Annotated in this window: 19 protein-coding genes; 14 read left to right on the forward strand and 5 right to left on the reverse strand. The window is 56.8% G+C overall.

Annotation, left to right across the window (positions count from 1 at the left end):
- Positions 1 to 5 precede the first annotated feature (5 nt).
- Positions 6 to 734 carry a phosphatase PAP2 family protein gene (locus tag BFV64_RS06935; RefSeq protein WP_069601847.1) on the reverse strand — a complete coding sequence of 243 codons (729 nt, stop codon included), beginning with the start codon at positions 732 to 734 and terminating at the stop codon, positions 6 to 8.
- A 168-nt stretch (positions 735 to 902) separates the two neighbouring features.
- On the opposite strand from BFV64_RS06935, the gene BFV64_RS06940 reads away from it, so the two are divergent.
- Complete coding sequence (locus BFV64_RS06940) at positions 903 to 2,135, forward strand: MFS transporter (RefSeq protein WP_014883144.1); 1,233 nt, start codon at positions 903 to 905, stop codon at positions 2,133 to 2,135.
- 60 nt (positions 2,136 to 2,195) lie between these two features.
- Here the strand turns inward: BFV64_RS06940 and BFV64_RS06945 are convergent, their stop codons facing one another.
- Together BFV64_RS06945 and BFV64_RS06950 are read right to left on the reverse strand one after the other, a co-directional pair.
- A complete protein-coding gene (locus BFV64_RS06945; protein WP_045134207.1) occupies positions 2,196 to 3,008 on the reverse strand; it encodes a Cof-type HAD-IIB family hydrolase in 813 nt (270 codons plus the stop codon).
- Positions 2,998 to 4,212: an MFS transporter gene (locus BFV64_RS06950; protein ID WP_014883146.1), complete on the reverse strand. Its 1,215-nt coding sequence runs from the start codon at positions 4,210 to 4,212 to the stop codon at positions 2,998 to 3,000. The genes BFV64_RS06945 and BFV64_RS06950 overlap by 11 nt, the downstream gene beginning before the upstream one ends.
- A gap of 81 nt (positions 4,213 to 4,293) precedes the next feature.
- Here BFV64_RS06950 and BFV64_RS06955 point away from each other — a divergent pair, with 81 nt between their 5' ends.
- Entirely contained in the window at positions 4,294 to 4,845 is a 552-nt protein-coding gene (locus tag BFV64_RS06955; RefSeq protein WP_045281083.1) for a TetR/AcrR family transcriptional regulator, read from the forward strand.
- 250 nt (positions 4,846 to 5,095) lie between these two features.
- Here the strand turns inward: BFV64_RS06955 and BFV64_RS06960 are convergent, their stop codons facing one another.
- Entirely contained in the window at positions 5,096 to 6,781 is a 1,686-nt protein-coding gene (locus BFV64_RS06960) for an aspartate:alanine antiporter (protein ID WP_014169303.1), read from the reverse strand.
- Between the two features lie 279 nt (positions 6,782 to 7,060).
- Here BFV64_RS06960 and BFV64_RS06965 point away from each other — a divergent pair, with 279 nt between their 5' ends.
- Entirely contained in the window at positions 7,061 to 7,429 is a 369-nt protein-coding gene (locus tag BFV64_RS06965) for an inner membrane protein YbjM (protein ID WP_014883148.1), read from the forward strand.
- A 30-nt stretch (positions 7,430 to 7,459) separates the two neighbouring features.
- On the opposite strand, the gene BFV64_RS06970 is transcribed toward BFV64_RS06965, so the two are convergent.
- Positions 7,460 to 7,729, reverse strand: coding sequence for a GrxA family glutaredoxin (locus BFV64_RS06970; protein WP_069601848.1), 270 nt, complete (start codon positions 7,727 to 7,729; stop codon positions 7,460 to 7,462).
- A gap of 183 nt (positions 7,730 to 7,912) precedes the next feature.
- On the opposite strand from BFV64_RS06970, the gene nfsA reads away from it, so the two are divergent.
- The 11 genes from nfsA to BFV64_RS07030 all read left to right on the forward strand — a co-directional run bounded on the left by nfsA (position 7,913) and on the right by BFV64_RS07030 (position 18,598).
- Positions 7,913 to 8,635 (forward strand): nitroreductase NfsA, encoded by a 723-nt coding sequence (nfsA, locus tag BFV64_RS06975; RefSeq protein ID WP_014883150.1) that lies wholly within the window; start codon positions 7,913 to 7,915, stop codon positions 8,633 to 8,635.
- A gap of 51 nt (positions 8,636 to 8,686) precedes the next feature.
- The gene (gene rimK, locus BFV64_RS06980) at positions 8,687 to 9,589 is read left to right on the forward strand and encodes a 30S ribosomal protein S6--L-glutamate ligase (RefSeq protein WP_032628797.1); all 903 of its coding nucleotides are present in this window, start codon (positions 8,687 to 8,689) and stop codon (positions 9,587 to 9,589) included.
- Positions 9,590 to 9,652: 63 nt separating this feature from the next.
- Complete coding sequence (locus BFV64_RS06985; protein ID WP_003858385.1) at positions 9,653 to 10,129, forward strand: YbjN domain-containing protein; 477 nt, start codon at positions 9,653 to 9,655, stop codon at positions 10,127 to 10,129.
- Between the two features lie 351 nt (positions 10,130 to 10,480).
- Entirely contained in the window at positions 10,481 to 11,593 is a 1,113-nt protein-coding gene (potF, locus tag BFV64_RS06990; RefSeq protein ID WP_014883152.1) for a spermidine/putrescine ABC transporter substrate-binding protein PotF, read from the forward strand.
- A 98-nt stretch (positions 11,594 to 11,691) separates the two neighbouring features.
- Positions 11,692 to 12,825, forward strand: coding sequence for a putrescine ABC transporter ATP-binding subunit PotG (potG, locus tag BFV64_RS06995; protein ID WP_023336982.1), 1,134 nt, complete (start codon positions 11,692 to 11,694; stop codon positions 12,823 to 12,825).
- 10 nt (positions 12,826 to 12,835) lie between these two features.
- Positions 12,836 to 13,771: a putrescine ABC transporter permease PotH gene (gene potH, locus BFV64_RS07000; protein WP_014883154.1), complete on the forward strand. Its 936-nt coding sequence runs from the start codon at positions 12,836 to 12,838 to the stop codon at positions 13,769 to 13,771.
- Positions 13,768 to 14,613, forward strand: a complete 846-nt coding sequence (potI, locus tag BFV64_RS07005) for a putrescine ABC transporter permease PotI (RefSeq protein ID WP_014883155.1) — start codon at positions 13,768 to 13,770, stop codon at positions 14,611 to 14,613. Before potH ends, potI begins: the two co-directional genes overlap by 4 nt.
- Before the next feature lie 20 nt (positions 14,614 to 14,633).
- A complete protein-coding gene (locus BFV64_RS07010) occupies positions 14,634 to 15,152 on the forward strand; it encodes a YbjO family protein (RefSeq protein ID WP_059372056.1) in 519 nt (172 codons plus the stop codon).
- A gap of 40 nt (positions 15,153 to 15,192) precedes the next feature.
- Complete coding sequence (gene rlmC, locus BFV64_RS07015; RefSeq protein WP_023336984.1) at positions 15,193 to 16,332, forward strand: 23S rRNA (uracil(747)-C(5))-methyltransferase RlmC; 1,140 nt, start codon at positions 15,193 to 15,195, stop codon at positions 16,330 to 16,332.
- 105 nt (positions 16,333 to 16,437) lie between these two features.
- Complete coding sequence (locus BFV64_RS07025; protein WP_023332505.1) at positions 16,438 to 17,145, forward strand: response regulator transcription factor; 708 nt, start codon at positions 16,438 to 16,440, stop codon at positions 17,143 to 17,145.
- Positions 17,129 to 18,598 carry a sensor histidine kinase gene (locus tag BFV64_RS07030; protein ID WP_045281115.1) on the forward strand — a complete coding sequence of 490 codons (1,470 nt, stop codon included), beginning with the start codon at positions 17,129 to 17,131 and terminating at the stop codon, positions 18,596 to 18,598. Before BFV64_RS07025 ends, BFV64_RS07030 begins: the two co-directional genes overlap by 17 nt.
- Positions 18,599 to 18,671 lie beyond the last annotated feature (73 nt).

An 18,671-nucleotide genomic window follows, 5' to 3' on the forward strand; every position in this document is an offset into this window, starting at 1 on the left:
CGTTATCACTCTTTTGCAAACCGGGTGGAAACCAGCCCGTAGACGGCCACCTGGGAAAACCAAACCCACCACCCGGCCCACAGGTTGTGAGAGAAAAAATGTGCCCCGCGCATCACCTGACCGAAGCCCATCGCCAGACCCAGCAGCACGCCGAGGGCAACAAAGCTCCAGGCGAGACGTGGACGCTCGCGCCAGAAGTCAAAAAACAGCCCCATCACCATAAAACCGCTGGAGGCATGGCCGCCGGGGAAACAGCGCCCCGGCCCGCTGTCTGTCGGGACGGCGCTAAACAGGGGGTAAGACATCGCCTTCCCGCCATACTCCACCAGATCCCACGGGCAGCTGTGGTGGCTAATGCTTTTCAGTACGCCCACTACCAGCGCGCCAAGCCCCATCAGCAGCGCCGCCGTAACCAGCCTGGCGTTACGTTTGTAAGCGCCGTAAAGCAGCGCCACGGCACCTAAGGCGATGGCGATATACTTCGCCAGACGATGGTTGAGCAAATCCAGCAGGTGGTCTTTCTGCAGCGGGAAGCTCTGCGTCGCCGCGTCATACCAAAAACCAGTGATCCATCTGTCGAGCGCTTCATCGCGCGAAAGCCACGTAAACACCACGGCAAGGACTAACAGCACGAAAAGCTGATAACCATAAAAGCGGGAGGGTAAGCGGTAAAGTCGTTTTGTCTTATTTGTCTGTAAGTTAGACAATTCTGAACGGCTGGAAGTGAGTGCCATAATTTGGGATCGTTGACGAGTAATCGGGCTATCATAAATCTGTCAACTTAAGGAAACCTTAAACGAAGACGATATGTGCTTTATTTCTGTTTATCCTCGATAAATCACTATCTCGGGCTGCGGCATTTCATTACACTCGTCGCGATTTTGTCATTTTAAAGAGATTGCATGTTAAACCGTTCTTCTTCTGGTTCACGTCTGGGTCGTCAGGCGTTGCTTTTCCCCCTGTGTCTGGTGCTCTACGAATTCTCCACCTATATCGGCAACGATATGATCCAGCCCGGCATGCTGGCCGTTGTGGAGCAGTACAACGCGGGAATTGAATGGGTGCCGACCTCCATGACCGCCTATCTGGCTGGCGGCATGTTTTTACAGTGGCTGTTAGGGCCGCTGTCGGATCGTATTGGCCGCCGTCCGGTGATGCTGACCGGCGTGGTGTGGTTTATCGTCACCTGCCTCGCTACGCTGCTGGCGCAAAACATTGAGCAATTTACCCTGCTGCGTTTCCTGCAGGGGGTGAGCCTGTGCTTTATCGGTGCCGTGGGGTATGCCGCCATTCAGGAGTCGTTTGAAGAGGCGGTGTGTATCAAAATTACCGCGCTCATGGCAAACGTGGCGCTGATTGCCCCTTTACTCGGGCCGCTGGTGGGCGCCGCGTGGGTACATGTTGCGCCCTGGGAAGGGATGTTTATCCTCTTTGCGGTTCTCGCCGCTATCGCGTTCTTTGGCCTGCACCGCGCAATGCCGGAAACGGCGACCCGTCTGGGTGAAAAACTCTCGCTCAAGGAGCTGGGCCGGGATTACAAAGAAGTGCTGAAGAATGGCCGCTTTCTGGCGGGGGCGCTGGCGACCGGGTTTGTGAGCCTGCCGCTGCTGGCGTGGATTGCGCAGTCTCCGGTCATTATCATCAGCGGTGAAAAGCTCAGCAGCTACGAGTATGGTCTGCTGCAGGTGCCGATTTTTGGCGCGCTGATTATCGGTAACCTGGTGCTGGCACGTCTGACGTCACGCCGCACCGTGCGTTCACTGATTATTATGGGTGGCTGGCCGATTGCAGCAGGGCTGATTCTGGCCGCGGTGGCGACCGTTGCGTCATCCCACGCTTATCTGTGGATGACGGCGGGGCTCAGCCTTTATGCTTTCGGGATTGGCGTGGCGAACGCCGGGCTGGTGCGCCTGACGCTGTTTGCCAGCGAGATGAGTAAAGGCACGGTGTCCGCGGCGATGGGTATGCTGCAGATGCTGATCTTTACCGTCGGTATCGAGGTGAGCAAGCACGCTTACGCGATGGGTGGCAACGGTCTGTTCAGTCTGTTTAACCTCGCCAATGGCGTGCTGTGGGTTGGCCTGATGATGGTGTTCCTGAAGGACAAACGCGTCGGCAACGCCCTGCAACCGTAATCTGTTTATTCCCTCTCCCACAGGGAGAGGGTTAGGGTGAAGGCACCAGACCGCACGATATCAATTAAACGGTGCCTCCCCGTTCAACACCTTCTCAATCACATCCAGCACACCTTCCTCGTTATTATGCGGCGCTTCAAACCGCGCCACTGCTTTAATATGCGGTCTGGCATTCGCCATCGCGAAGCTGAACCCGGACTGACGCAACATCTCCACGTCGTTGCCGCTGTCACCGAAGGCAACCACTTCACTGTCCTCTATGCCCCAGCGCTGTTGCAGGATCCGCAGGCCGTTGGCTTTGTGCACGCCGGGGATAATCAGGTCGATACTGCCGTGGCCGGTTGTCACGGGCACCATAATGTCGTTAAGCTTTTCATGCAGCATCGCCTGGATGCGCGGAATTTCATGGTCTGACACGTTCAGCCCAAACTTGAAGAAAATGTCGTTCAGGTTGTCGAAATCACTCACCATTTCGAGCCGGTGATAGTACTTCGCGGCGATATCCTTAAAGCTATCGTCATAGCATTTCAGCGTATAGGCGCTGTTTTTTCCGCAGGCGATAATCTCAATGCCCGGAACGTCGTTTAATACATTCGCGACGGTCTCGAAATGGGCTTTCGACAATTCACCGTTAAAGACATCCTCTCCGGCGCTCACGACCCAGCCGCCGTTCTCAGCGACGAACGCAATTTCATGGGCAATCTCCGGGAAAAAGGAGATCAGCTGGTAGTACTGGTTGCCGCTGGCGACCACGAAGCGAATGCCTTGCGCCTTCATGCGGGCGTACTGCGCCAGAAAGCGCGGGCGGTTATAGGTCTTGGCATCGCTCAGGAATGTGCCATCCATGTCGACGGCGATCAGTTTAACGCTCATATCCCTTCTCCAGTGTCGTTTGTTTCGTTTCCGGCTTTGCCACCGCGCGCGCCACCAGCGCAGCGATGATCACCAACCCTAACACCACCAGCATGGCGCTGCGCAGCCCGTAGTGTTCACCCAGGAAGCCGAGCAGCGGCGGCCCCACCAGGAAGGCGAGGTAGCCCGTTGTCGCCACCACGCTGACGCGCGTCGGGGCATCCGGCCCGGTGTCGCTGGCGGCGGAAATGGTCAGCGGGAAGCCGAGTGACGCCCCCAGTCCCCAGAGGATCACCGAGACGCCGGCAATCCAGTCCACGTCCACAAAGATAATCATCGCAATCCCCAGGCCGCCCAGCAGGGCGCTGGCGCGCACCACCGCCACGCGGCTGTAGCGGTCGATAAACCAGCCGCCGGTGAAGCGCCCGACGGTCATCCCCAGCGTAAACCCGGCGTAAATCAGCGAGCCGGAGGTCGGGCTAAAGCCGTGACCGTCCACCATCAGCAGCGGGAGCCAGTCGTTGGCGGAGCCTTCTGCAAACGCCATCGCCAGTACCACCACGCCGATCAGCATCAGCTGGAAATCGCGGTAGAAGGGGAGTCCTTTTTCGGCTGACGAGCGTTCGTCAGCAGAGTTTTTACCGGTGCCGTCCGGGATGGCCCGGATGCCGGTGAGGATCGGAATGATGCACACCAGCGCCGCCAGCAGGATATGCAGATTGGCGGTCACACCCGTGGCCGTCAGCGCCATTCCCACGCCCGCACCGGCCAGCGTACCGAGGCTATAGAAGCCATGCATCATGGGCAGCACGGTTTTGTTCATCTCACGCTCGACCGCCGCCCCTTCAACGTTGATGGCTACCTCCGCAGAACCGAAGCTGCCGCCAAATACCGTCAGCCCCAGCGCGAACAACACCGGCGAGGCAAACCACAGCGCGATGCTCAATACCACCATCCCGAACACCGCGCAGCACATGGTGGTGCGGATCACTGCTCGCGTACCAAAGCGCTTCACCAGCCATGCGGAACAGAGAATGCCGCTCATGGAACCGATCGACAGGCCGAACAGCACGATGCCCATCTCAGCCGTAGAGACAGACAAAATATCGCGAATGGCGGGCGTGCGCGTGGCCCAGGAGGCCATCAGCAGACCGGGAATAAAGAAGAACATAAATAGCGCCCACATGCGGAGCTGCAGGGTTTTACGGGGAGAGGTCAGCGTCATTGGGGTAGCACCAGAAGTACAACAATAGCGACAACACTAGCAAGTTTGTGTACATTTGTACACAAACCACGTGAGGAATTTATGAGCAGACCACCGAACGATCCGCATCGCCGGGAGAAGATCCTGCAGGCAACACTCGATACCATTGCCGAGCACGGTATTCACGCCGTCACGCACCGTAAAATCGCCGCCTGCGCGGGCGTGCCGCTGGGGTCGATGACCTACTATTTCGACGGTATGGAGCCACTGCTGGAGGAAGCGTTCACATGGTTTACGCAGCAGATGTCGCAGCAGTATCGGAATTTCTTTGCGGGCGTCACCGGGCCTGAAATGGCGTGCGAGTCCATCACCACCCTGATCCACAGTTCGCAGGTGACGACGCCGCACAACATGGCGCTGATGTACCAGCTTTACGCCTTTATGCACCGCAGCGCGGCGCTCAAAACGGTGATGCAGGACTGGATGAAGATGAGCCAGACTACGCTGGAGCAGTGGTTCGATCCGGTTACCACCCGCGCGCTGGATGCGTTTATCGAAGGGATGACGTTGCACTATGTGACCGACCGGGCGCCGTTAACCCGGGACGAGATTCGGGCGATGGTTGGGAGGATTGCGGGGGAGGGAAACACTTAGACATCGCTCGTTAAGCCTGACATTACGTATGCTCACGTTTAGAAAAGCTGGATAACGGGCTTTGGTTATTCTTTGTTGGGGTTTATTTAAGGCAACAAAAAACCCATCAACCTTGAACCAAAACGGCGGGGTTGATGGGCTCCACAAATTGGGGACATCAAAGAAAAGCAGTGGCACTAGTTATGACTGCCCCCTGATAAAAAAGTTCTGCGCGTAACAAAAATTTTTTCATTACGCGCAAACTTCAGAGTTATCCGAGTCCTGGCCAGATGATGATGATCAGCGTACCTGCCAGCGTCAGCAGTACGTTGGCGATAGCGTAGGTGCCTGCATAGCCCAGCGCCGGGATGTTGCTGCGCGCGGTGTCGCTGATAATTTCCATGGCCGGCGCACAGGTACGCGCCCCCATCATTGCTCCGAAGAGCAGGGCGCGGTTCATGCGCAGCACGTAGGCACCAAACAGGAAGCAGATCACCACCGGCACCAGGCTGACGATAAGGCCGGAAACCAGCATCTGCCAGCCGACAGCACCCAGGCTGTGTCCAATGCCGCTGCCGGCGCTTAAGCCGACACCCGCCATAAACACCATCAGACCGAACTCTTTCACCATGTTCAATGCGCCCTGCGGAATGTAACCGAACGTCGGATGGTTCGCTCGCAGGAAGCCCAGCATGATCCCGGCAAACAGCAGACCGGCGGCGTTACCGATTCCGAAACTGAAGTTGCTGAACTGGAAGGTGATCATCCCGATCATCAGGCCCACAATAAAGAAGGCGCAGAAAGCCAGCAGGTCAGTGACCTGGCTGTGAATGGAGATAAAGCCGATGCGGTCGGCAACGGTTTTTACGCGTCGCGCGTCGCCGCTGACCTGCAAAACGTCGCCTTTGTTGAGCACGACGTTGTCGTCGATGGGCATCTCAATCTGGCTGCGGATGACGCGGTTAAGGAAGCAGCCGTGGTCGGTCAGCTTGAGCTGCGCCAGACGACGGCCAACGGCGTTATGGTTTTTCACCACGATCTCTTCGGTGACGATGCGCATGTCGAGCAGATCGCGGTCGAACACTTCTTTGCCGTTTCGGAAGCTTGGGTCGAGACGGGCATGCGCGTCCGGGTAACCCACCAGCGCGATGTCGTCGCCCATCTGCAGCACCGCGTCACCGTCCGGGTTCGCCAGAATGCCGTTACGGCGGATACGTTCGATGTAGCACCCGGTCTGGCGGTAAATCCCCAGCTCGCGAAGATTTTTCCCGTCTGCCCATGCCACCAGCTCAGGTCCGACGCGGTAGGCGCGGATCACCGGGAGGTAGACTTTACGTTTGCTGTCGGTATCCAGCCCGCGCTCACGGGCGATTTGCTGGGCACTGGTCTGCAGATCCTGATGCTGCAGTTTTGGCAGATAGCGCGCGCCGACAATCAGGCTCACCAGACCAATCAGATAGGTCAGGGCATAGCCCAGGCTCAGGTGGTCGAGCGCGGTCGAAAGCTGTGCGCCAGCCATGCCCGAATGGCGCAGGGTATCGCCTGCACCCACCAGCACTGGCGTAGAGGTCATGGAGCCTGCCAGCATACCGGCCGTTAACCCGATATCCCAGCCAAACAGCTTACCCAGTCCTAAGGCGATCAGCAGTGCGCTGCCGACCATCACCAGCGCCAGCATCAGATAATTTTTGCCGTCGCGGAAGAAAATCGAAAAAAAGTTCGGTCCTGCTTCCACGCCAACACAAAAAATAAACAACATAAAACCTAAGTTGAGCGCATCCGTGTTAATGCTGAAGTGCTGCTGGCCTAATAATAAGGAGACGACTAAAACGCCAATGGAATTACCAAGTTGAACCGATCCCAGGCGCAATTTACCCAGGCAAAGACCCAGCGCCAGTACCACAAATAATAACAGGATGTAATTCCCATTTAACAAGTCTGCGACGTTTATATTCACGGAGGCTAACTTCTTGTTTACCAGTAAGTTGTTGAATGAAAGGACTTTTTGGGCTACTGTTTTCTGGGTCAGGGAAAGGCGTTAACGCTCCCTGTTTCCTGCTTTATTCCCTAAAACATTAGCTGGCGTGTAGTTTAATCGCATTAGCTACTGACAGCTACTGATTATCGCATCACCCTGTGCGTACTTTGGCAAGGATTGCCGCATTGCTTTATCTGACTGGGCGTCTACCCGACGAAAGTGTATTTGATAGAGATAAGTCAGGAGGATTGTTTGAATATGAAACGAAACTGGGCGGGGGTGATCAGCTGCTTTTTGCTGTTCACGGTCGTATGCATGTCGCTCGCATTTAATGTGAAGGGCGCATTCAGGGCGTCCGGGCATCCGGAGCTGGGGTTGCTCTTCTTCACGCTACCGGGAGCCGCCGCCAGTTTTCTCTCCCGTAAAGGGGAAGTGGTGAAACCGTTACTGGGGGCGATACTTGCAGCGCCATTATGTCTGCTGCTAATGCGCCTGCTGTATGTTTCAACGCGGAGTTTCTGGCAGGAGCTGGCGTGGTTGCTAAGTGCCATATTCTGGTGCGCCCTTGGCGCGCTCTGCTACCTATTTGTGCGCAGCCTGATTCAGCACCGACGGCACCACAAATAAAAACGCCCTCAGGGTGAGGGCGTCCTTTCATTACTGCTCGGCAAACAGGCCAAGATGTTCTTTGGCGTAGGCTTCAAAGTCGGTGCAACCGCCGATGTGTTTCTGATCGAGGAAGATCTGTGGGACGGTTTCAACCGGCTTACCGACTGTTTTTTCCAGATCGGCTTTGGTGATGCCTTCCACGTGGATGTCCACATAGCGGAAATTGAAGTCATCGCGTTCTGCGGTCAGTTTCTCTGCCAGCTCTTTTGCGCGCACACAGTAAGGGCACCCTGGACGACCAAAAATTACTGCAAACATTTCTCTCTCCTCAAAAAACAAGCCTGACGGCGAATGACACGTATAGTGCCCCATAACCTGTCGTCATTAAAGAAGGTTTCGCCTGTCGTTATAATACCTATGAGCTATGTTTCGCCAATTACACCGTGCAGATCATTGCCTATACTGGCTGCCATACGTTTTAAGCAAGCAAAGAGAGAGAAGATGACACCCACGATTGACCTGCTCCTTTCCCACCGTTCCATTCGCCACTTCACCGATGAGCCGATCACCGAGGCGCAGCGTACCGCCATTATTAACAGCGCAAGGGCGACCTCCAGCTCCAGTTTCCTGCAGTGCAGCTCCATTATTCGCATTACCGACCCGGCGATGCGTGAACAGCTGGTGACGCTGACCGGCGGGCAGAAGCATGTGGCCCAGGCCGCCGAGTTCTGGGTATTTTGTGCCGACTTTAACCGCCATCTGCAGATTTGCCCTGAAGCGCAACTGGGGCTGGCCGAACAGCTGCTGCTGGGCGTCGTGGATACCGCGCTGATGGCGCAAAACGCCTTTACGGCGGCGGAATCGTTGGGACTAGGCGGGGTCTATATCGGCGGGTTGCGTAACAACATTGAAAGCGTCACCGAACTGCTGAAGCTGCCAAAACATGTACTGCCGCTGTTTGGCCTCTGCCTCGGCTGGCCGGCGGATAATCCGGATCTGAAACCGCGTATTCCTGCGGCAATGCTGGTGCACGAGAACCACTACCAGCCGGTCGATCGTGATGTCCTGAATCACTATGATGAAGAGCTGGCGAATTACTATCTGACGCGTGACAGCAATAACCGCCGCGATACCTGGAGCGACCACATTCGCCGCACCATCATTAAAGAAAATCGCCCGTTTATTCTCGATTATCTGCATAAACAGGGCTGGGCGACGCGATAGTCCATTCTGTATGATATGAAGGCTTTTTCCATGTCTTCAGAGAGGTGCAGGGTGAAAATTGCCATATTGTCCCGGGATGGAACGCTCTATTCATGTAAACGCCTGCGAGAAGCGGCGGCAAAACGCGGACATCAGGTTGAGATCCTTGACCCGATGTCCTGCTATATGAACATCGACCCCGCCGCTTCATCTATACACTACAAAGGCCGCAAGCTGCCGCATTTTGATGCGGTGATCCCGCGTATCGGCTCCCAGATCACCTATTACGGCACCGCCGCGCTGCGCCAGTTTGAGATGCTGGGCAGCTATCCGCTCAATGAATCCGTGGCCATTTCCCGCGCCCGCGACAAGTTGCGCTCGCTGCAGCTGCTCGCCCGTCAGGGGATCGATCTCCCCGTTACCGGAATAGCCCATTCGCCGGACGACACCAGCGATCTGATCGACATGGTGGGCGGCGCGCCTTTAGTGATCAAGCTGGTAGAAGGCACGCAGGGTATCGGCGTGGTGCTGGCGGAGACGCGGCAGGCTGCAGAAAGTGTGGTCGACGCCTTTCGGGGACTGAATGCGCACATTCTGGTGCAGGAGTATATCGAAGAGGCGAAAGGGCGTGATATTCGCTGTTTCGTGGTCGGAAATGAAGTGGTGGCGGCCATTGAGCGTCAGGCCAAAGAGGGCGATTTCCGCTCTAATCTTCACCGCGGCGGCATAGCGAGAGTCGCTGATATTAGCGATCGCGAGCGGGACATTGCCGTAAAAGCCGCGCAAACGTTGGGGCTGGACGTGGCGGGCGTTGACCTCCTGCGGGCGACGCGCGGGCCGCTGGTCATGGAGGTGAATGCCTCACCGGGGCTGGAAGGCGTGGAAAAAACCACGGGGGTCGATATTGCAGGTAAAATGATCACATGGATCGAGCGTCATGCCACGCCGGGCTACTGTCTGAAAACGGGCGGTTAAATGGCATTGAACGCACTTTTTGCGTAATCTATGCGAAGTTTTTATTAGAGAGGCTGCACCGCGATGGATTTACAGGTCGTACCAACACTGGATACGTTACGTCAATGGCTCGATGATGCCGGTATTACGTTCTTTGAATGTGATTCCTGCCAGGCGCTGCATCTGCCTCATATGCAAAATTTCGACGGTATTTTTGATGCCAAAATCGATCTGATTAACGACGTGATCCTTTTCTCCGCGCTGGCCGAAGTGAAGCCGTCTGCGCTACTGGCGCTGGCCTCCGACCTGTCGGCCATCAATGCCAGTTCTTTGACGGTGAAAGCATTTCTCGATATACAGGATGATAATCTGCCAAAACTGGTCGTTTGCCAGTCTTTATTCTCCGGGGCAGGGCTCTCCTTTAAGCAGTTCGCCTGGTTTATGCGCTTGAGTGAAGAGCAAATTTCCATGGTCATGATGGAAGCCAATGCACACCATCTGCTGTATAGCGCGGAAGATGATGCAGAGAATAATGATGCATCTCCCAATTTTCTTCACTAAGGCTGCCTGACTTTTGCGCAGTCGCTGCCATGGCGGCTGCATTAGGCCATTTTTTCTGCTGCTTTTAACCTTTCTTTAAAGAATTTTTCACCTCCCCAAAGGCCGTTTCGGCTTATCACGTAGACTAAACCTGCATAAAAAATTGATAAAAGGCGTTTTTTCGTCTGGGCTATAGCCGGAGACACGGGCTACAGTTATTCTTGCGATGCTTCAAAAAGCGAGCGGATCCTGCCGGGTAAAGAGGTTTCTTTTTATTTTGAGCAGAGCGACAAACTATGCATGATTTTTGCATATATCCAGATTGGACAGTTTTAGTTCGTTTGTTAACGAGCTTTCAGAAGGAATAACACTATGATCGCCTTGAATAAAAAATGGTTATCGGGTCTGGTTGCGGGTGCTCTGATGGCCGTCTCTGCCGGCACGCTCGCTGCGGAACAAAAAACGCTGCACGTTTATAACTGGTCTGACTATATTGCGCCGGATACCGTGGCCAATTTTGAGAAAGAGACCGGCATTAAAGTGGTCTACGACGTTTTCGATTCCAACGAAGTGCTGGAAGGAAAACTGATGGCAGGCAGCACCGGGTTTGACCTGGTCGTGCCTTCCGCGAGCTTCCTGGAGCGTCAGCTGACCGCGGGTGTCTTCCAGCCACTGGACAAGAGCAAATTACCGAACTGGAAAAACCTCGATCCAGAAGTCCTGAAGCTGGTGGCTAAGCATGACCCGGATAACAAATACGCCATGCCTTACCTGTGGGCGACCACCGGTATCGGCTACAACGTGGATAAAGTCAAAGCGGCGCTGGGCCCGGACGTCAAGCTGGACAGCTGGGACGTGGTGCTGAAGCCGGAAAACCTTGAGAAGCTGAAAAGCTGCGGCGTCTCTTTCCTGGACGCGCCAGAAGAGATTTTTGCCACCGTGCTGAACTACCTGGGCAAAGATCCGAACAGCAACAAGGCGGATGACTACACCGGTCCGGCGACCGATCTGCTGCTGAAGCTGCGTCCAAACATTCGCTATTTCCACTCTTCCCAGTACATCAATGACCTGGCGAACGGTGACATCTGCGTTGCGATTGGCTGGGCCGGGGATGTGTGGCAGGCGGCGAACCGCGCGAAAGAGGCGAAAAACGGCGTGAATGTGTCCTACTTCATCCCGAAAGAGGGGGCGCTGGCCTTCTTCGACGTCTTCGCGATGCCAGCTGATGCGAAAAACAAAGACGAAGCGTATCAGTTCCTTAACTACCTGATGCGTCCGGACGTGATCGCCCACATCAGCGACCACGTTTATTACGCCAACGGTAACAAGGCTTCCGTGCCGCTGGTGAGTGAAGCGATCCGCAGTAATCCGGCAATTTATCCGCCAGCGGACGTGTTCGCCAAGCTCTTCACCCTGAAAGTACAGGATCCAAAAATTGACCGCGTACGTACCCGTGCGTGGACCAAGGTGAAAAGCGGTAAGTAACCCTTTGTCACAGGCCGGGCAAGCGAAGCGCCCCCGGCAACAGGCGCACCGTTCTGGTGCGCCTGCACCATGATTTGATTTCTGCCGGAGAGCACCCCGTGAATGACGCGATCCCCCGCCCGCAGGCGAAAGTCCGTAAAGCGCTGACCCCGCTTCTTGAAATTCGTAACCTCACCAAATCTTTCGATGGCCAGCATGCCGTGGACGACGTCAGCCTGACTATCTATAAAGGTGAAATATTCGCGCTACTGGGCGCATCGGGCTGTGGCAAATCAACCCTGCTGCGTATGTTAGCCGGTTTTGAACAACCCACGGCCGGGCAAATCATGCTTGATGGCGTGGATCTCTCCAGCGTGCCGCCGTACCAGCGCCCGATTAACATGATGTTCCAGTCCTACGCACTGTTCCCGCACATGACGGTGGAGCAGAACATCGCCTTTGGCCTGAAGCAGGATAAATTGCCAAAAGCCGAAATCACCGCGCGCGTGGCCGAGATGCTGAGTCTGGTCCACATGCAGGAGTTCGCGAAGCGTAAACCGCACCAGCTTTCAGGCGGCCAGCGCCAGCGCGTGGCGCTCGCCAGAAGCCTGGCAAAACGCCCGAAACTGCTGCTGCTCGACGAGCCGATGGGGGCCCTGGATAAAAAACTGCGTGACCGTATGCAGCTGGAAGTGGTGGATATTCTTGAGCGCGTCGGCGTGACCTGCGTAATGGTGACCCACGACCAGGAAGAAGCCATGACCATGGCCGGACGTATTGCGATCATGAACCGCGGGAAGTTTGTGCAAATTGGCGAGCCGGAGGAGATTTATGAGCATCCGACCACCCGCTACAGCGCCGAGTTCATCGGTTCGGTCAACGTCTTCGAAGGGCTACTGAAAGAGCGTCAGGAGGATGGCCTGGTCATTGAATCGCCGGGTCTGCAGCATCCGCTCAAGGTCGATCCTGACAGCGCCGTGGTGGACAACGTGCCGGTCTACGTCGCGCTGCGTCCGGAGAAGATCATGCTCTGTGACGATCCGCCAGCCGATGGCTATAACTTCGCCGTGGGTGAAGTGGTGCACATTGCTTACCTGGGCGATTTGTCTATCTATCACGTGCGTCTGAAAAGCGGTCAGATGCTGAGCGCCCAGCTGCAAAACGAACATCGCTACCGCAAAGGTCAGCCGACCTGGGGCGACGAAGTGCGCCTGTGCTGGGATGCTGACAGTTGTGTCGTGCTGACGGTATAAGGAGCGGCCAATGAGTACACTTGAACCTCCAGCCCGCGCAGCCAGCTGGCTGACGCGCCTTAAGATGAAGCACGGCCGCAAGCTGGTGATTGCCATGCCTTACGTGTGGCTGATCCTGCTGTTCCTGCTGCCATTCCTGATCGTTTTCAAGATCAGCCTGGCGGAGATGGCGCGGGCGATCCCGCCGTATACCGACCTGTGGGAGTGGGCAGACGGGCAGCTGACGCTGACCTTAAACCTCGGTAACTACCTGCAGCTCACCGAGGACCCGCTCTATATTGAAGCCTATCTGCAGTCGCTGCAGGTGGCGGCGATCTCGACGCTCTGCTGTCTGGTGATGGGCTACCCGCTGGCGTGGGCCGTGGCGCACAGTAAACCCTCGACGCGTAATATCCTCCTGCTGCTGGTGATTTTGCCGTCGTGGACCTCATTCCTGATCCGCGTTTACGCCTGGATGGGGATCCTGAAAAACAACGGCGTGCTGAATAACGTCCTGATGTGGCTTGGGGTTATCGATCAGCCGCTGACGATCCTGCACACCAACCTCGCGGTTTATATTGGCATTGTGTATGCCTATCTGCCGTTTATGGTTCTGCCGATCTATACGGCGCTGACGCGGATAGATTACTCGCTGGTGGAAGCCTCGCTTGACCTCGGTGCGCGTCCGCTGAAAACCTTCTTCAGCGTCATTGTCCCGTTGACCAAAGGCGGGATTATCGCCGGGTCGATGCTGGTCTTTATTCCGGCGGTAGGGGAGTTTGTGATCCCGGAGCTGCTCGGCGGGCCGGACAGCATCATGATTGGCCGCGTGCTGTGGCAGGAGTTCTTCAATAACCGCGACTGGCCGGTGGCGTCTGCGGTGGCGATTATCATGCTGCTGCTGTTGATCGTGCCGATCATGTGGTTCCACAAACATCAGCAGAAACAGATGGGAGACCACGGATGAATAACTTACCGGTAGTGCGCTCTCCGTGGCGAATTGCGATCCTGGCGATCGGCTTTACCTTCCTGTATGCGCCGATGCTGATGCTGGTGATCTACTCGTTCAACAGTTCCAAACTGGTGACGGTCTGGGCGGGCTGGTCGACGCGCTGGTACAGTGAGCTGTTCCACGACGATGCAATGATGAGCGCGGTAGGGCTGAGCCTGACCATCGCCGCACTGGCGGCAACGATGGCCTCTGTTCTGGGCACCATCGCCGCGCTGGTGATGGTGCGTTTCGGCCGTTTTCGCGGTTCGAACGGCTTCGCCTTTATGATCACCGCGCCGTTGGTCATGCCGGACGTGATTACCGGCCTTGCGCTGCTGCTGCTGTTCGTGGCGCTGGCGCATGCCATTGGCTGGCCGGCGGATCGCGGCATGCTCACCATCTGGCTGGCGCACGTCACGTTCTGTACCGCCTATGTCGCCGTGGTGATCTCCTCGCGTCTGCGCGAGCTGGATCGCTCGATAGAAGAGGCGGCGATGGATCTCGGCGCGACCCCGCTGAAGGTCTTTTTCATCATTACCCTGCCGATGATCATGCCGGCGGTGATCTCCGGCTGGCTGCTGGCATTTACCCTGTCGCTCGACGATCTGGTGATCGCCAGCTTTGTCTCCGGCCCGGGGGCGACAACGCTGCCGATGCTGGTCTTCTCCAGCGTGCGCATGGGGGTTAACCCGGAGATCAACGCCCTGGCCTCTATCATCCTCGGCGTGGTCGGAATTGTCGGATTTATTGCCTGGTATTTGATGGCGCGCGCGGAAAAACAGCGCGTGCGTGATATCCAGCGTGCAAGACGCGGCTGAAGCATTTAAAATTTCCAGTGATGTGCCGCGTATCACGCGGCACTGTTTTTCAGGGAAGTAAAACATTGGGATTATTAAAAAAATCACGGCTTACGCACGCTCGTCCTAACGTTCCTGCGCTGGTACAGGTGGCGGCGCTCGCCATTATTATGATCCGCTGCCTGGACGTGCTGATGATTCTGAATACCCTGGGCGTGCGCGGTATCGGTGAATTCATTCACCGCAGCGTGCAGACGTGGAATCTGACGCTGGTTTTTCTGAGCAGCCTGGTGCTGGTGTTCATTGAGATCTACTGTGCGTTTTCGCTGGTCAAAGGGCGCAACTGGGCGCGCTGGGTCTATCTGCTGACGCAGGTGACCGCCGCCAGCTACCTGTGGGCCGCCTCGCTGGGGTATGGCTATCCCGAACTGTTCAGCATTGCGGGCGGATCAAAACGCGAGATTTTGCTCGCGCTGTTTTTGCAAAAACTGCCGGATATGCTGGTGCTGTTCTTCCTGTTCGTGCCTGCGTCCAGTCGACGGTTCTTCCTGTTGCAATAATGTGTATAATCGCAGCCCCCGTTATTCTTAAGGTTTTCATATGCAGTGCGCACTCTATGACGCCGGACGCTGCCGCTCCTGTCAGTGGATAGAACAGCCGGTCTCTCAACAACTCACCGCCAAAATGGCCGACCTGCAACAGCTGCTGGCTGAACACGCGGTGGGGGAGTGGTGCGCACCCATCAGCGGACCGGAGCAGGGCTTTCGCAACAAAGCCAAAATGGTGGTCAGCGGCAGCGTCGAAAAACCGCTGCTGGGGATGCTGCACCGCGACGGCACGCCGGAAGATTTAACCGACTGCCCGCTGTATCCCGCGTCGTTTGAACCCGTCTTTGCCGCACTCAAACCGTTTATTGCGCGGGCAGGGTTAACGCCCTACCACGTCGCCCGCAAGCGCGGCGAGCTGAAATATCTCCTGCTGACGGAAAGCCAGCTAGACGGCGGCATGATGCTGCGTTTTGTGCTGCGCTCGGAAGCGAAGCTGGCGCAGCTTCGTGCGGCGCTGCCGTGGCTGCAGGCGCAACTGCCGCAGCTTAAGGTCATTACGGCAAACATACAGCCGGTGCACATGGCGATTATGGAAGGGGAGAAAGAGATCTTCTTCACCGAACAGCCTGCGCTGGCCGAAAATTTCAACGGCGTACCGCTGTGGATCCGCCCGCAAAGCTTCTTCCAGACCAACCCGACCGTCGCGAGTGCGTTGTATGCCACCGCCCGTGACTGGGTTCGGGCGTTAAACATTCATCATATGTGGGATCTGTTCTGCGGCGTGGGCGGTTTCGGCCTGCACTGCGCCACGCCTGAAATGCAGCTGACCGGGATTGAGATCTCGGCCGAAGCGATTGCCTGCGCGAAACAGTCCGCCGCCGGGCTGGGGTTAACGAATCTCCACTTCCAGGCGCTTGACTCTACCCAGTTCGCCACCGGCCAGGGCAATGTGCCGGAACTGGTGCTGGTCAACCCGCCGCGACGGGGCATCGGAAACGCACTCTGCGATTACCTGAGCCAGATGGCACCGGATTACATCGTCTACTCCAGCTGCAATGCGCAGACCATGGCGAAAGATATCGCCAGCCTGCCGGGCTACCGCATTGAACGCGTTCAGCTTTTCGATATGTTCCCGCATACCGCGCATTACGAAGTGTTGACCTTGTTAACCCGTAGGCCGGGTAAGGCGTAGCCGCCACCCGGCAAGAACCCGGCACAATGTTCAACAAAATGTGAACTCTTCCCCCGCTCGAAATCAGGTAAGCTTACGTCATAAGAAATGATTGAAGGCTGACCCATGAAGCACATCCTGCTGGTGGAAGACGACCACGATATCGCGGCGCTTCTGCGACTCAATTTAGAAGACGAAGGCTACGCCATCACCCACGAGCCCGACGGGGGCAACGCCCTGCAGCGCCTGGAAAAACAGCCGTGGGATGCGGTGATCCTCGACCTGATGCTCCCGAACGTTGACGGGCTGGAGATTTGCCGACGCATCCGTCAGATGACGCGCTACCTGCCGGTCATCATCATCAGCGCCCGCAGCAGCGAAACCGACCGCATTACCGGGCTGGAAACCGGTGCCGATGACTATCTGGCTAAGCCGTTTTCGGTGCAGGAGCTGATTGCCCGCATTAAAGCGCTGTTCCGCCGTCAGCAGGCGATGGGGCAGGCACAAACGGACGGGCAAATTCAGGCGCACGGTTTGACGATCGATCCGCTGGCGCGCAGCGTCCTGCTCCACGGACAGGTGGTGGATCTCACCCCGCGCGAATTCGAACTGCTTTACTTCTTTGCCCGCCACCCTGGCGAAGTGTTTTCCCGTCTGGCGCTGCTGGAGCAGGTCTGGGGTTATCAGCACGAAGGCTATGAGCATACCGTCAACACCCATATCAACCGCCTGCGCATCAAGATTGAGAAGGACGCTGCCGAGCCGGAAATCGTTCGCACCGTCTGGGGTAAGGGATACAAATTTGCGGAGCCAACGCCTGATGCGTCGCTTTAGCCTCAGCCAGCGCCTGACGCTGCTGTTCATTCTGCTGATGATGCTCTGCGCCACCGTCGCCTGCGCGGTACAGCTCTACACCAGTACGCAATACGGCAACGCCATGGTTCAACGGTTGTCGGGCGGACTGGCGCAGCAGATCGTCCAGCGGGAACCGATTCTCGACGCGCAGGGCAGGGTTGACCGCAGTTCGCTGAAACCGCTCTTTGACCGTCTGATGACCTTTAATCCGAGCGTGGAGCTCTATGTTGTCTCACCCGACGGCGACATCCTGGCCGATGCCGCCCCGCCGGGCCATATTCAGCGGCAAAAAATCGATCTGGCACCGGTTCAGACCTTCCTGAGCGGCACCGCCATCCCGGTACTCGGCGACGATCCGCGCAGCCAGAACAAAAAAGTCTTCAGCGCCACGCCGCTGCGTCAGGACGGCGAGCTTAAGGGCTACCTGTACATTATTTTGCAGGGCGAGGAGTCGAATGCGCTGGCGGACATGGCCTGGCATAAGGCGCTGTGGAGCACGGTGCTCTGGTCATTGCTGTGGGTTGCACTGTTCGGCCTGCTGGCGGGATTACTGGTCTGGTACTGGGTGACGCGTCCGGTTAAACGCCTGACGGAAGAGGTCACCGGGCTTGAGCAGGACAGCATTAGCGCAATCAGGCTGCTGGCAGCAGAGCCGCCGGACGTCGCGGCCAATGACGAAGTGGCACGCCTGCGCAACAGTTTTATCGAGCTGGCGCGCAAAATCACCCGCCAGTGGGATCAGCTGGCCGACAGCGATCGCCAGCGCCGGGAGTTTATCGCCAATATTTCGCACGATCTCCGCACGCCGCTGACCTCTCTGCTGGGTTATCTGGAAACGCTATCGCTGAAATCCACCACGCTGACGCCTCAGGAGCACCAGCAATATCTCGCCACCGCCCTGCGTCAGGGGCAAAAGGTACGCCATCTTTCCCAGCAGTTGTTTGAGCTGGCGCGTCTTGAACATGGCGGCATTAAACCGCAGCGCGAGCGTTTCGCGATGGCGGAGCTGATTTCCGACGTGGCGCAGAAGTTTGAGCTCACTGCCCGCACGCGAGAGGTCAATCTGCATATTGACGTGCCTGGGCCGTTGCCGCTGGTCAATGCCGATGTATCAATGATCGAGCGCGTGGTGACCAATTTGCTGGATAACGCAATGCGTCATACGCCGACCGGCGGGGAAATTCGTCTGGCGGTCTGGCAGGAGAATGAACAGCTTCAGGTCGAAGTGGCTGACAGCGGTACGGGCGTGGATGCGTCGCTGCGCGACGATCTGTTCCAGCGGCCTTCGGCGTTGAACACTCAGGCCTCGCGGGAGAACCGCGGCGGGTTAGGGCTGTTAATCGTCAAACGGATGCTGGAGCTGCACGGCGGTGGAATACGGCTGATGGAGTCGGTGAGTGGGGCACGATTCAGGTTCTTTGTGCCGTTGTGAGAATTGCCGGGTGGCGCTGTTGTATGACCGGATACATAGGTGACAGATCAGACCGGGAACATAGGTAACACTT

Source organism: Enterobacter kobei (assembly GCF_001729765.1).
Lineage (GTDB): Bacteria > Pseudomonadota > Gammaproteobacteria > Enterobacterales > Enterobacteriaceae > Enterobacter > Enterobacter kobei.

Bases quoted from the DNA above. Each gene is read 5' to 3' on its own strand.
- potF (WP_014883152.1), top strand. From the start codon at position 10,481: ATGATCGCCTTGAATAAAAAATGGTTATCGGGTCTGGTTGCGGGTGCT.
- BFV64_RS06935 (WP_069601847.1), bottom strand. From the start codon at position 734: ATGGCACTCACTTCCAGCCGTTCAGAATTGTCTAACTTACAGACAAAT.
- BFV64_RS06945 (WP_045134207.1), bottom strand. From the start codon at position 3,008: ATGAGCGTTAAACTGATCGCCGTCGACATGGATGGCACATTCCTGAGC.
- nfsA (WP_014883150.1), top strand. From the start codon at position 7,913: ATGACACCCACGATTGACCTGCTCCTTTCCCACCGTTCCATTCGCCAC.
- BFV64_RS06955 (WP_045281083.1), top strand. From the start codon at position 4,294: ATGAGCAGACCACCGAACGATCCGCATCGCCGGGAGAAGATCCTGCAG.
- BFV64_RS06985 (WP_003858385.1), top strand. From the start codon at position 9,653: ATGGATTTACAGGTCGTACCAACACTGGATACGTTACGTCAATGGCTC.
- BFV64_RS07025 (WP_023332505.1), top strand. From the start codon at position 16,438: ATGAAGCACATCCTGCTGGTGGAAGACGACCACGATATCGCGGCGCTT.
- potH (WP_014883154.1), top strand. From the start codon at position 12,836: ATGAGTACACTTGAACCTCCAGCCCGCGCAGCCAGCTGGCTGACGCGC.
- BFV64_RS06970 (WP_069601848.1), bottom strand. From the start codon at position 7,729: ATGTTTGCAGTAATTTTTGGTCGTCCAGGGTGCCCTTACTGTGTGCGC.
- BFV64_RS06950 (WP_014883146.1), bottom strand. From the start codon at position 4,212: ATGACGCTGACCTCTCCCCGTAAAACCCTGCAGCTCCGCATGTGGGCG.
- BFV64_RS06965 (WP_014883148.1), top strand. From the start codon at position 7,061: ATGAAACGAAACTGGGCGGGGGTGATCAGCTGCTTTTTGCTGTTCACG.
- BFV64_RS07010 (WP_059372056.1), top strand. From the start codon at position 14,634: ATGTGCCGCGTATCACGCGGCACTGTTTTTCAGGGAAGTAAAACATTG.
- rlmC (WP_023336984.1), top strand. From the start codon at position 15,193: ATGCAGTGCGCACTCTATGACGCCGGACGCTGCCGCTCCTGTCAGTGG.
- BFV64_RS06940 (WP_014883144.1), top strand. From the start codon at position 903: ATGTTAAACCGTTCTTCTTCTGGTTCACGTCTGGGTCGTCAGGCGTTG.
- potI (WP_014883155.1), top strand. From the start codon at position 13,768: ATGAATAACTTACCGGTAGTGCGCTCTCCGTGGCGAATTGCGATCCTG.